Source organism: Helicobacter apodemus, assembly GCF_000765745.2.
Lineage (GTDB): Bacteria > Campylobacterota > Campylobacteria > Campylobacterales > Helicobacteraceae > Helicobacter_D > Helicobacter_D apodemus.
In genome coordinates, this window is record NZ_JRPC02000003.1 from 1 (window position 1) to 13,975 (window position 13,975).

At 32.8% G+C, this 13,975-nt stretch carries 8 protein-coding genes; 4 read left to right on the top strand and 4 right to left on the bottom strand.

Features of this window, described 5'->3' with window-relative positions; genetic code table 11:
* Both LS72_RS10685 and LS72_RS01400 read left to right on the top strand, forming a co-directional pair.
* On the top strand, positions 1-5,854 hold a 5,854-nt coding region (locus LS72_RS10685), incomplete at its 5' end, for a putative barnase/colicin E5 family endoribonuclease (protein ID WP_194145520.1).
* A gap of 215 nt (positions 5,855-6,069) precedes the next feature.
* Positions 6,070-6,540: a class I SAM-dependent methyltransferase gene (locus tag LS72_RS01400; RefSeq protein ID WP_034554893.1), complete on the top strand. Its 471-nt coding sequence runs from the start codon at positions 6,070-6,072 to the stop codon at positions 6,538-6,540.
* 345 nt (positions 6,541-6,885) lie between these two features.
* Here LS72_RS01400 and LS72_RS01405 read toward each other — a convergent pair whose 3' ends face one another.
* Positions 6,886-7,467, bottom strand: a complete 582-nt coding sequence (locus tag LS72_RS01405) for an NAD(P)H-dependent oxidoreductase (protein ID WP_034554892.1) — start codon at positions 7,465-7,467, stop codon at positions 6,886-6,888.
* 154 nt (positions 7,468-7,621) lie between these two features.
* Between LS72_RS01405 and LS72_RS01410 the strand changes: the two genes are divergently transcribed.
* Positions 7,622-8,020 carry a GlcG/HbpS family heme-binding protein gene (locus LS72_RS01410; protein ID WP_034554891.1) on the top strand — a complete coding sequence of 133 codons (399 nt, stop codon included), beginning with the start codon at positions 7,622-7,624 and terminating at the stop codon, positions 8,018-8,020.
* A 223-nt stretch (positions 8,021-8,243) separates the two neighbouring features.
* On the opposite strand, the gene LS72_RS10690 is transcribed toward LS72_RS01410, so the two are convergent.
* Genes LS72_RS10690 through LS72_RS01420 form a run of 3 tightly spaced genes read right to left on the bottom strand, consistent with a single transcriptional unit; the run spans position 8,244 to position 12,644 of the window.
* Positions 8,244-8,408, bottom strand: a complete 165-nt coding sequence (locus LS72_RS10690) for a restriction endonuclease subunit S domain-containing protein (protein WP_194145521.1) — start codon at positions 8,406-8,408, stop codon at positions 8,244-8,246.
* 23 nt (positions 8,409-8,431) lie between these two features.
* Positions 8,432-9,205, bottom strand: a complete 774-nt coding sequence (locus LS72_RS01415) for a restriction endonuclease subunit S (protein ID WP_238700656.1) — start codon at positions 9,203-9,205, stop codon at positions 8,432-8,434.
* On the bottom strand, positions 9,147-12,644 hold the full coding sequence (locus tag LS72_RS01420; RefSeq protein ID WP_138154914.1) for an N-6 DNA methylase: 3,498 nt from the start codon (positions 12,642-12,644) through the stop codon (positions 9,147-9,149). Before LS72_RS01420 ends, LS72_RS01415 begins: the two co-directional genes overlap by 59 nt.
* A gap of 326 nt (positions 12,645-12,970) precedes the next feature.
* Between LS72_RS01420 and LS72_RS01425 the strand changes: the two genes are divergently transcribed.
* Complete coding sequence (locus tag LS72_RS01425; protein WP_034552846.1) at positions 12,971-13,606, top strand: HAD family hydrolase; 636 nt, start codon at positions 12,971-12,973, stop codon at positions 13,604-13,606.
* The last annotated feature ends 369 nt before the right edge of the window (positions 13,607-13,975 follow it).

Sequence of the window (13,975 nt, forward strand, 5' to 3'; positions counted from 1 at the left end):
CTTTGAATTTTTAGAGAATTTAGAGCCAACATTCAGGCAAGAATTAGAACCCACACTCTTTAGTAATGGTAGAGCAATAAGTAGTGCAGATATTTATGATTTTTTAAGTATTAGTATTAAAAGTGGGATACCCAGCAAAGAAACTTCTGAACTCTTAGAGCTACTCCCTAAACTTAAAGAAAAACAAGAGGGGTTTAAGGGTAGTTTGGAGGGGCAGATTTTAGAGGAAACACCCCTTACCTACCATACAGAGCAAAGTAAAAGTATTGCAGAGTTAAGGACAAGTTTAAAAGAGGCTTTAAGCCCCTATGTCAATAAAGATATTGTAAATATTGCTACAAATATAAAAGCCCAAATCTCATCTACAGGTATCAATAAGATTGCTAGTAAAAAGGCAGTGGATAAGAGTATAAATAATGGCTTTAGTAGAGATGAGCATTTTAAAGCAGGAGAAAATATAAATAAGCTTTTTGAAAATGCTACTTTAAAAAGCACAAAAGCAGATAAAAATCAAAGCCCACATTTAAGAGCAATATACCGGTTTGATAGCCCATTATTGATTAACAATAAAGAAGCTAATGCCCTTATTACATTAAAAGAAAGTATAGAAAATGGGAAAAAGATTTATTCTTTAGAATTAGAAGAATTAAGTCCCTCGTCTAACACTCAAAGGCATACCAACAAAGAGGAACAAGGGCAGTTAATGCTCACAAAGGTGGCAGATATGCAGGGGGAAACCCTTACCACGCCTATTGCAAAAACTGATACACAGATTATACCACAATCCACAACCTCTTCACAATCTCTTGAATTAATAGCAGGTTTTAAAAACCAATTAGTGCAAGGACTAAGTGCATTTTTTGAAAATACAAACATTTCAAAAGCCAGTTATGAAAAATACAGGCTTTTAGGAGTGGATAAGTTTTTTTCTGATTTTGATATTGCAAGTATTCATAATCTAGGTTTGAATAAAGATTATTCACAAATTTATACAGGCACTTTACAAAATGGAAAGCATTTTGAGTTAGAAGTTCAAAAAATATCTCCTAGTAATAATAGTGGGCTTAATTTTCACCAAAAAGTCATCTTTAAAATCGCTAAAGGTAGCGGTGAAGTAGAAAAAAAGCTTGAATGGATAAGGCATTATTATAAAACCTCACAAAAAGACGCAACCCTTTTTGAAAATGGCATAAGTATAGAGCTAAACAATGGTGAAAAAAACAAACTCTTAAACTATAAGCAAAATGCAAAAAGTGCCAAGCTAGAAATACAAACACAACCCCTGCAAGAAACCCTAGAGCAAAACCACAATTTACTTCCTGATGATGATTTTAAAAGTTTTTTAGAGCTTAAAGCAATAGGTGATAATCCAAGAGATAGAGAATACAAGGGAGAAAATATTTATAATCCACAAAGAGGGATTTATAGCACTTTAGGATTTGATTTTAATAGCACAAAAGAAGCAAAAGCTTTTATTGATGAAGCACAAAGTGAGCTTACACCAAAAGAAATAGAGTTATTAAAAGATAGTTTCAAAGAGGTAGAAATAAAAACCAATTATGCAGATTATGATGGACGAATTGGAAAGAGTTATCCCCCTTATATAAAACTCAATGATGAAAAAGCAAATGCAATTTTACAATACAAGATTAAATCCTTAGGGTTTGATGAAAATAATCATTTTTTAAATCTGTTTGAAAAATACGCAAAAAACCAAAATGAGTTTTTAAAAGCAAATGGTGAGCCTTTTGGGATAAACTTTAAACTTGCAGAATCTAAAGATAAAGGCAAATTAGCACTTAAAGTTTTAAGTGATGCAAAAATGGGGCAGGCAAAAGGAGCATTTTTTAGAGAGGACTTAAAAGAGCTTAGCGGGAATGGGGAGATTGATTTAGTTTGGGGAGAAGTTACAAACCCACAAACCCATAAAGGATATGGCTTAGCACATATAATAGATAAGCATCCAGACTTTGATATAAATCTTATTCCAGAGATTGTAGAGAGGGGGGAAGTTATTGATGATAAAAGTGCATTAACTCTATGGCATAAAGGAGAGAATGGAGAATACTACAAGCTAGGAATTTCTAAAGGATTTAAAGGTGATGGTGAGAATCATTGGGTAATAACTGCGTATGAAGTGGATAGAGGAAAGGATAAGACTTTCGGCGATACCCTTTTTACTGATAAGCACCCCTTACCAAACTCTAACACCATTATACCACAATCTAATCCAATCTTTACACCCGATGAAATGGTAGATGCGGATTTTATCGCAAAAGAGCCCGACATCACAAAACGCATAGAATACAAAAGGCACAACCAAAGAGCCAAGCAAATCCAAGAGCTAAACGCTAAATTAGAGCAAATAGACAAAGAAGCCACAAGCAATCTACTAAGTGCTGATGGACTAGAAGACTTAATGAATGAAACCAAACTTTTAGAAAAGAAAAAAGCAAAATTGCAAGAGAGGCAAATGCAATCCCTTGAGTTAAAAGAATTAGAAAATAAAGAGGTTAAAGGACTTTATAATGTTGCTTACAATGGAAAGAATGCTGCAAGGGTTTTTAAAGATTTAGAAGCGGTAGAAAATCATATAATGCTTTTTAAGGGTTACCACCATAACACAAAAAATAAAGGTAAAGGTGCAAAGCATATCAAAGAACACTTCAAGCCTTTTAGTGAAGGGTTTGTTTCACAAGAGGAATATTTAAATTTAGGTAAAGATTTAAGAGCTTATTTAGAAAAATATCAAGAACCTTTTATGGAAAAAGATGCAAATATTTATGAATGGTTTAATGATAAAGGAACCAAGTTTAGATTAGTAGTAAGTGATAAAAACAGCGGGTTGGGGCACAAATCCACCCCGCCCTCCGCTGATGATGAAATCATAACATACTTTTCTGATAGATTTTCACAAAAAGGCATAAATTTCAAAAATCCTAAAGTGCAAGAGGCTTATGAAAAAGACATAAACAAAAAATTAACTATACCACAAATTCAAGAAAAGTTTAAAAAAAGTTTTTCTAGTGAAAATCAATTATCTTTTACTTTGGATGATGAATATTCAAAATACACTAAGCCATTAAAACAAAGAGCGGAATTAAAAGAAGCTTATGATAATTTGCGAAATAGTTTATTAAACAACAAGGTATCTAAAATTAAAATATTCTTTAATGCTTACCAAGAAAAAATCCGAGTCTATAAAGAAGCAATAGATAATGATATTGCCGAGAATCTAAACCACAAAAACAAACTTTATCAAGAGGGGCTTAAGAAATGGTTAGGAGATATTCACGAGCTACACCCTATCGTAAGAAATGGAAAAAAGCCTAAGATTTTTTATCACGGGAGCAATTCAAACGATATAGAAATATTTATACCAAATAGTAGTGATGGTTTTGAAAAAGCTATATGGTTAAGTCCAAATAAAGAAGTAGCACATTCTTATGGACGCTTTGATGGTGCAGTATATGAAGTCTATTTAAAAATAAAAAATCCTTTAATTTATAACGCTAAAGGCAAAAAATATAAAGAGGCTTTACCTGCAATTTTGCAAGAATTTAAGCGAGACTATAAAAAAGACAAACACGATGCAGTAGTGATTAAAAATATCTTAGATGGCAGCAGCAAACCTGATACTAATATTTTAGTCTTTAACCCTAACCAAATTAAAGCAGTGGAGAATAAGGGAAGCATCCCTAAGAGCAAAGGGGATTTTAAAACCGCTACTACAAAAGATACAACAAAACAGGGTTTTCAATACTTCAACGAACAATCCCCTAATATTTATCATTCTAACCCTCACTTAGGTAGTGGATTAGTAGGGGGGAGTGTTGCAGGGTTTGAGACAGACGAACAGGGAAACCTAAGCTTTAATCCACAAAACTTCCTTTTAGGACTTGCAGGGGGTGCAATAGGAAGTAAGGCAGTAGCACAAGGATTTAAAGCCTTAAAAGATAATCCAGCATTTAAAGAGAAATTACAACAAGAATTAGCCAATACTCTAAGTAGAGGTTGGGAGAGTGCAATTAAACAATATCCTATTTTAGAATCCCTAGAGCCTAGATATATTATAAAAAATGAAAAAGGTAGAGAGATTCAAGCACAAGGGATATTAAGGGAGGTGGAGAAAGAGCAGATTTATAGCTTAAGAGAATCTGCAAAGCAAACACTTAGTAGCATTGTTGGTGAAAATATTATAAATATTCACGATGGACGCATAGCACAAGTAAGCAAAAGGAATATCGGCAAAATGGTAAGTGACAAGGCGATTGCAAAAAGTGTAGCAAATGGTTTTACCGCAATGGAACACTTTAACGCAGTGAATGATATAGAAACCCTTTATAAAAATGCAATTTTTAAGGAGACAACGGCAGACAAACACGGGGAGATTTATTTGAAAATTCATCGCTATAATGCACAATTTGAAAACGCAAATGCCCTCATCACATTAAAAGAAACTACTAAACACGGGAATAAAATCTATACTTTGGAATTAGAGGAATTAGAAGCCCCTACTAAGCAAGTGCATAGCCAAGCTATAGGGGAGCAACTTTCTAAGTCTAGGAAACTAGAGCCTATGCACCCTAATACGCCCTTAGAAAATCCAAAAAGCATTTTACCACAAAAAGCCACACAAAAACTAAAAGAATATATTGAGGTTAAAGAAAAAATAGCAAACATTGAATCAATGAATTTCGGGAATAACAGAGAATTAAGACAAGAAATCAATAAAAAAGGCATACAAAATCTCACTGTTGCACAATATAAAAAACAGCTAAGAAATCAATATGGATATGATACTTTACTTCAAAGACGAGAGGAATTGCAACAGGAAATAAATAACTTCACGCCTCAAGAAAAAAACCCTTTCACTCTTGAAAATTTTAATGAGGATTTAGCAGAACAATGGATAGACCTTGTTGAAAGAGCGAATGTATTTCATATTAGAGGATCTATTCAAAGATTAGCTCAAAAAATCAAATATACACAAGCTTTAAAGGACATAAAAGCATTGAAGCAAACAGATATTTTAAAATCCATTAAAGGATTAGATGATTTTGTGATAAAACAACGAGAATTGTTTGACTTAGAATCGAGGGTGAATAGTTTAAAATCTAATTTTCAAAAAATCAGCAAAAATGAAACCAGACGAAGAATGAAAGAAAATAATATACAAAATGTTTCTATAGTCGATTATCAAAAAATCCTTTTAGAGCAAGATCAAGATTATTTAGAATATAAAAAGCTCTTGCCAGAATATGAAAAAAAAGCCAAAAAAATAAAATCATTGCTTGATTATCAGCCCTTTAACCTAAAGAATTGGAATGATGAAGCAGTAGAAAAATGGGTTGTAGCGATTAAAAATCATCCGACCTTGAATGAAATCGATAAAAATAGACTTATTCATTCACTCCCTAGAATGACTAAAGACGAAAGAGAATACTTTGAAGCAAAGATTGCTGACAATATACAAGAATTTTTAGAAAATGGTTATACGCAAGAGGAAATAAACATAATAAAAGAAGCTGCTTTTAACAAGAATGAAACTGCTTCTATTATACTAGAAAGATATCAGAGTGTAGGGTATGGACGAGGTTATAGTGGGTATTCTATGAGCAATAATGCCATTTCCTCTTATGCAAATGGAGAAAAGCCCATAAGCAAGTGGAATTCACAAGATGTGAAAGAATTTAATGCCATCTTTGGGACAGAACTAACATTAAAGGAGTTTAAAGATTTTCTATTAGATTTTGGAGAGGCAGGTTATCATCACACTAGCAGCCATTATAATAAAACAAAATTTTATTCCATTAGCAATGCTGTGCTTTATGGCAGGAACTTTTTACTTTAAAAAAGCGTAAAAACACAGATTTTAAATTGGACTAGACATTGAACTTAAAAGACAAAATCCTTGACTACATTCAAAATAATGCAAATAAAGCAACCGATGATGATCTTTATCCTTTTAAAGTTCAGTTTTTAACCCTTTAATTCAAAACTTAATTTTTTTAATATTCTCCAAATTTAAAGGGAGAATAATGAGAGATGACGATGAATTAAAAAAAAATGAAACCTATCCTTGATGTATGCTGTGGTGGCAAGATGTTTTATGCAGATAAGAATAATCCTAATGTGCTATTTTGTGATAAACGTAAATTTGAAACAATCTTTAAAAAGAGTAAGCAAAAAGATGAACACTTTAGCGTTAAGCCTGATATGATAGCAGATTTTAAGAATCTACCTTTCGAAAATGAGAGTTTTTCTCTAGTGATTTTTGACCCTCCACATATTAAGTATGGCAGTGAAAAATCTTTTATGGTGCAAAAGTATGGCAAACTTGATAAAAACTACAAAGAGGATTTAGCTAAGGGCTTTAAGGAGTGTATGCGAGTGCTAAAAAGTAATGGCACTTTGATTTTTAAGTGGAGTGAAGCACAAATTAGTTTAAGTGAGATTCTAAGTTGCTTTGATAAAGAGCCTTTGCTTATGCAAAAGACAAGTAGGACTTCCCACTTTTGTGTGTTTTATAAGGGGTAGCATTGCAATATCTGATTAAACACCAAGAGGCTTTAGAGTTTTTAAAAACCTTAAAAGATGGTAGTGTAATACAGGCAATATTAAGGACAATAGAAAAAGAATCCCAAAATATATAAAAACTCTTTGAAGCTTTCTTTTGTTATCATCGCAACATCTAAGAGTGATTTATCTCAAATTATAATTTTAAAATGGCATTATAGCAAAATCTCCTTCATAATTACCTTTATAATCCGCTCTACAAAAGAAGCTAGGGGGTTTTATAATTTTGTATCGATACTACTAAATCCTACCTACTTTGCGTTTAAAACGTGTATTGGGAGCAGTGTAGAATCCATAGATTATAGGTTATGCAAACACTTTCTTTAAATGTGCCTCATAATCTTTGATATATCGTTCTATTTGTGGGTTTTTCATCACATCATTACAGATAAAAGTTGGTAACGCACTCATTCCCATAAACTCGTGTGCTTTGTGTAAATGCAAATACACACCATCTACCCCCACACCCTCAAAAAAGTCATTAGGCTCTATAAAAGCTTCTATAGGTGCATTCCAAGTAAGCGAAAACATATATTTCTTATCCTTTAAAAGTCCTCCTGTGCCATAGCCTACCGCTGGATTATGCTTATGGCGTCCATCACTTGTAAAAAACTTCCCAGCTCCAGCAACGCCGACTTCATCAATGTATTTTTTGACAATCCAAGGCTCTCCCATCCACCAACCGGGCATTTGATAAATAATTGCTTTACTATCTAGCCATTTTTGCACCTCTTCTTGCACATTATAACCCTTATCAATATGTGTTTGCAAAACTTCAAAGCCTAGTAATTGCAAAGTCTGCTTTGCGGTATCGTGCAAGGTTTGACTAAGCCTCCCACCCGAACTTCCAAAAGCCTTACCGCCATTTAAAAGCAAGATTGTTTCCATCTACACTTCCTTAAAATTAAAATAAATTGGGGTAATTATATCTCAATACTTTATCAAAAGAAAGGATAGGGAATATGCCATAACATTTACAAAAAAATGCTTACTTCCCTTTGATTTATATTCAAAAGGAATAAGATGCAGTTAAAATGATGAAATTTGTGAGTTTTTAAGCAAAAAAGCACAAGAAGAGGCACAGAAATTAGGCGTTGATATAAGCTTTGCTATTGTTGATGAAGGTGGAAATTTGAAGTTTTTTAGGAGGTTTAAAGAAGCACTTTTATTAAGCATTCATCTCGTGCCAAAAAAGGCTTATACTTCTGTTATCACGCGTTCAAAAACTGAAGATGTCGCTAAATATAGCAAAGAAGGCGAATCTCTAATGGGCATACATACTACAGATTCTAGAATCTGCCTTGTATCTGGAGGATATCCGCTTTTTATTGGCAATAAGCTTATCGGCGGAATCGGAGTAGGTGGAGGAAGTGAGGCAGAGGATAAACAAATCGCAGAGGCTATTTTAGGGGCTTTTGCTAATTTTATAGCTTCACATTAACCCAATATCATCTCTAGCCTAGCACTAAGCTTGGCTTCTAACTACATAAAGCTATTGAGCTTTTATCACCCCTATTTATTTACAAAAACACTCATACTGCTTTTGCTCTATATAGTCAAAGTTTCAATGCGTCTTATGCTGTTTTTTGAGACGATTTTTGATTTATACTATAGATTGCCCCTTTTAGAATCTTAAAGACATAAATACAATGCGAATGGGTGGGTTAAAGCAAGCTTATTTTTTCCTCCACCTTTACTTTAGCCTCCTCTAATAACTCTTTGCTTTTTGCCCTTAAAGCAAAGCTTTGTGTGATTTTAGATTCTATTTTTTCTTGAATAGAAAGCTCTAGTAAGGGGATTAAAACCGCATTAATCATCTTGCTTTGCATTCTACTATAATTTTATTTTGTATTTACATTAAAGATTCCAAAAGAATCTCTTGTTTTTTAGATTCTAAAAGTGGGGTTATAGAATCTAAATGCGTGATATGGGATTCTATATTTTCTATCACATTCACGATTTGTTGTTGGGATTTTAGAGGTGGAAATATAATTTTTAAGGCAGCAATTCTTTCAATGGAGGCTCGTAAAGTCCTAGAAAATCCAGCCCTTTCCCCCTCATCTCCCAAAATATAAGCAATAAGTTTTGCCTCTCCTCCATTCACGCGCAATACACCACAGTGGTCAGTTGGATAAAAAGGAGTATTTTTTGGCATAAAACTTACCAGCCAATCGCCATCAATCCCCCAAAGCACACTTTCGTTTGTGTAATCCTTTAAAATCTCTTTGTCTATAAATCCAAAGGGTTTTTTGACATTTGCACTATAAACAGGAATGTTACCCTTTGGATTAAGTTCGCTATCAAGCACTCTTTTACCAATACTTAAACTAAATTTTGTTTTATCGCTTAGTCTTTTTCTCTCCCAACCCTCTTTTGGTGGAATCGGAAGTGCATTTAAAATATTTTGAAATTCTTTGCTATCAAGGGTTAGAGATTCTTTATTTGTGACTTCCGCGTTTAAACTTTGTAAAAATTCAAAATCAAGTTTGGATTCTAGCTCTGCAATATGCGCTAAAATCTGCGCAATAAAAATATCAATAGAATCTAGGCTGCTAAAAGAGAGATTATTACCCCCCCCCCCCCACACTATTAGTGGATTGCGCAGTATCTGCTTCACAGATTCCACATTTTACTAAAATCGCTTTAATAAGCTTTTGGTATTCTTCTATACTCATTCTTATGGTGTTGTATTGCTCTTCTACTTTTTCACATTCATTCACGATTTGTTTTTGGATTTCTAGGGGTGGGAGTGGGATTTCAATTTGTTCAATATCTTTTGGATAAACGTGTGGTTGTGCAGCTCCTCTAGCCAATCTATAAATATCTTTTTGAATAAATCGCAAAACATAATAAATGAATTTTATATCAAGTTTTGAGTCTGAATTAATAGTAGTGCAATCTGAAGCGAAAATTTCCTCATTCCAATAATTAACAAATCCAGCATTTGCTCCAGAAGCACTAATTGTAATTGTGTCTTTTGGGCGATTTGAAGTGTCGTGTAAATAAGCATAATCAATCCCTCCAGCGACAACTTTTATATTGCCTAATCTTACCTGTTTTTGTGTGATAGATTTTCCTTTTGCGATGGTGAGGTTAGGCAATGCCCCTAACTTCACCAGCTCAAATTGAGAATTTTCAAAAGGATTGCTAAAGATTGTTAGATTTTTAGGATTCAAACTAATTGCCTTGCTAAACTCCACCCTAGAAAAATCCAGCAAATCCTTACATTGTGTGCTAAAAAGTGTGTAACTATCTTGCTCATTGCTTTGTAAAGATTCCAAAAGATTATCAAGACTTAAGGTGTTGTTAGAATCCTGCTCCATAAAGCTTTTGAGTGCGTAGGCTAGTTTGGTGCTGTCCTCTTTATCGCTAGGATTATAAAGCGGGGTTTGGATAAATTTCACAGAATTAATATTTCTTAAGACTTCTTTTTGCTTTTTCTCCTCATCGCTATCCTCATCACTTTCTTTTAGCTCAGAATCTATAGGTTTGTTTGTAATGTATTTTATCCCCTCATCGCCCTTGCGATTACTCCAATCATAGCCTAGAAACTTAACAATATTTGCCTTGTTGCTTTTGCCCTCTTTATTTTTATCGCTTGGGCTTTTTAGGATTAGCACTTTTTCATCTTTGATATAAGCAAAATAAAGCATTTTCTCGCATTCTAGGTCTTTGACTTGATTTAAGAAATTTTGAAAGCGTAAGTTTTCCTCTGCTTTATTGTATGCATCGCTTTTTAAAAATTCGCCATATTGCTTTTTATGTGTTTTGGAATCTAAATCTTTAAAAAAGCTAGACTTTTCAAAAAGAGCTTTTTTGTCGTTTTCACTAAGCTTTTGCTTTTTAAATACTTTAGGCTTTGAAGATTCATAATCTGCTAAATATTCTTTAAAAATACTTGAATTTTTAAGGTTATCCTCTAAAATTGACTCACGCATAAACTTTTTAAAACTTTCATAATCATAGCCCATAAACTCGCAGTAATTTTTCAAAAAGTTTTCATCGTTAAAATCATCGCTTAAAGCTTCGTCGCTAAAATTAGAATCTTTAAGCCTAGAAATCAAATCTTCATCGTATTTTTTCACTCTTTTTGCAAATAAAATAATCGTTTGCGTGCCTGTGCTACCAAAAGTGCGTGAGTTTAGCTCTACAAGGCATAAAAGCTTAAAATGTGCCAATAAAAGCTCTCTTGTTTTTTCATAAATTCCACCTTTTTGCAAGATAGACACAGGTAAGATAAGGGCAAAATATCCGCCCTCTTTTAAGAATTGCTTTGCTCTCTCTACAAAAAAGCATTCTATGGCGTTGTTTTTGTCATAGCTTTTAGAGTCTATGCTTTGGCTTAAGCTAAAGGCATTTAAGGCTTTATCTAAGTTGCTTAAAAAGCCTTTTACAGAATAGGGCGGATTTGAGAGTATTAAATCAAAGCTTTCATTTTCAAACTCATCTTTATAATTTTCTTTGATGAAATCTAGGGCATCTTGGAAAATGATTTGTGATTTACTTTCGGGATTGTGAAAGATACAAGCGGTTTTTGCGACTTTGCTTAAATCTTTATTCTTTTCTATGCCATAAAGCTTGGCGTTTTGATTATGTGCGATAAATTCGGTTAAAAAGTGTCCCGCCCCACAAGCAAAATCTAAAATCTTGGCATTATTACTTAAGGTTGGCAAGGAATTAATGATAAAATTTGTAATTGGCGTAGGAGTGAAAAATCTCCCCTCTGTTTGATGCACAGCACGATTTAAAAATCCCTCAAACAAATCGCCTAAGAATTGGTTATTTTCGCTTTTGCTAATGTAGAAATCTTGGATTAAGTTTGTAATTTGCACCAAAACCTTAAAATTAATAAAAAATTCTTCTTCGTTTTCTACTTCAATGAAATTAAATTTTTTGATATTGAAGTATTTTTGCTTGTCAAAGATTTTTTCAATGCTTTCTTTAAACTTGCCTTTGTGTCTTTTAGCAGATTCAAAAAGATGGTCAATTTCACTTTTTTGGACATTGACAACTTTCTTTTTAAAAAGTGTTTCGATTCCCTTTTCATAGAGATTTAAAAGTCTATCGCAGTAGCTAAAGGGATTATCATAAAAGATTCCTTTGTAGTAAAACTGCAAATCTTGGGAGTTTTGTATCTCATCAATGATTTTGCATAAAAACAAATCTACAAGGATATAAAAGGTGTTTTCATAATTTCCTATGGCATTATTGCGTAAAATAGTCGCAAAGCTGTGATAAATACCGCTAATTTCACTATAAGGCACGACCGATAAGTCTTTAAGCGTGTATTTTTCTTTGCCTATTTTGTAGGGTAAAATATCCTCTTCAAATAAGCCCTTGCTCGTATATGCTAAAGAATAGCTTTCATTCCATACTTTGTAATAATCCTTTGCATTTGCGTTTTTAGAATCCTCAAAACCTAACTTTTTATCCTCTTCTTTTAAGTCTGCGTTAATAATCTCTAAATGCTTTTGGTTGTCCTTTGTAGTGATGATATGGCTAGTATAAATAAGGCTTTTTAGGCTTGGCTCATAATCAAAAGCAAGTAGGCATAAGAAATCTGTCTTATTCACTGCATAGTAGCTAAAAAGCTGTCCGCCATTTTTTAGCATAAGATTCCATTCTTTGCTAAATTCCGCACCATAGGTTTTATTTTCTATCAAAATGAGATTCTCAAACTGCTGATTTAGCACCAAAATATCACCATAAACTTGCTGATTATGCCCGACTTTAAAGGTGGGTTCTAGGATAATGTGCTTTGGTCCATAGCCTTTGCTTAGAAGCTTGTCAATAGCAATAAGGCAAACAAAATTTTCATTGGAGCTAAAATTTGTTGTGGTGTTTTTGTGGATAACAAAACCTGTGCTTTGCTTTTCAATGCTTGGATACTCGCCCTCTTTGAAACGAGAATCTAGCGGAGCGTAAGTAATTTCCCCCTTGTTAAAATCCACTTCTATAAAAATATTTGCATTATTCTGATAGGTTTTTTTGAATATTGTATTTTTATTATTTGCGGTAAATCCTAAATAGATTAAGATTTCTTGCAAATTTTCTTTTGCTATCATTAAGCTTCCAACTAAATTTTTTGATATAAATATAAGATTATACTAAATCGTTTATCCAAAAGTTGCTGAATCCAATAAAATATTTTGAAGTTTCATCGCCTCTTTATCCTCTATTTTAAGGTAATTGTTTTTACCATTCTATCCAAAGGCGACTTCAAATTCACTTTGTCAAATTTACTTAACGAACCAAAATATTTCCACTTACTCATATTTTAAATTCCAATACTAATCTTTTTATTCAAACAAATCCTCTAAATCCAAAATATCCCAACTAAGCCTATTCTTACCTAATCTAACTTATAATTTTTACCACATAAGGAGAGTAAATGATAAATGTAATTTTTGATATGGATGGAACATTACTTAATAGTGAAGATTGCATTTGTGCTGCAGTTGCTGAAATTCGCCAAGACAAACAACTACCAAAGATTCCAAAATCCACCATACAACACGCTATACACACACCCGGCGTTGATTGTGCAAAAGTTTTTTATGATATTGACAATTTTCCCCATAGGAGCTACAAAGTTGGCTTTGAATCATACTTTAAAAAGCATTATGAGCAAAGTGCAACACTATTTGAAGGTGTGCGTGAAATGCTCCAAACTTGCAAGACAAAAAATTATTTTTTAGCTCTTGCTTCTAACGCTCCCCAAGAGAAACTAAAACCAATTTTGCAAAGGCATAATATCGCAGAATATTTTGATATTATCATTGGCACAAATCCTAATATAGAATCTAAACCTAACCCTATGATGATTTATTTTATCTTACAAAATGCTCCTTTCAAACAAAGTGTTTTTGTGGGGAATTGTCTTAAAGATGAGGAGGCAGCAAAAAATGCAAAAATCCCCTATCTCCAAGCCAAATGGAAAGAAGTTAATACTAAAAATCAGATTCTTCAAAAAAACGAATTTTCCTCAAAAGATGAACTTTTAGCTATGCTTGAAAGGTATGAATAAGGTTTTAATCATTCCAAAATCCAATTTTAGAGCGCAAAAGTTTCCTTTTGAAAAAATCACTACATCTTTAATACGAATTTGAAAGCATTTATTAGATAAGCAATGTTATTGTGAAGTATAAAAACGCATTTACAGCGATTCCTACTCTATTCCTGCCCACGCGATTCTTAAATTAGATTCTTAAATTAGATTCTTAAATTAGATTCTTAAATTAGATTCTTAGTTAGATCTTTACACATTCCCTTTGACAAAAATATTAAATTTTTAAGCAAAGATAATCATTTTAATTTAATATATCTAAATATATTGATATATTGATATATTAATTATTTTATATTATACTTCATTATATTCATTCTAAATACAAAG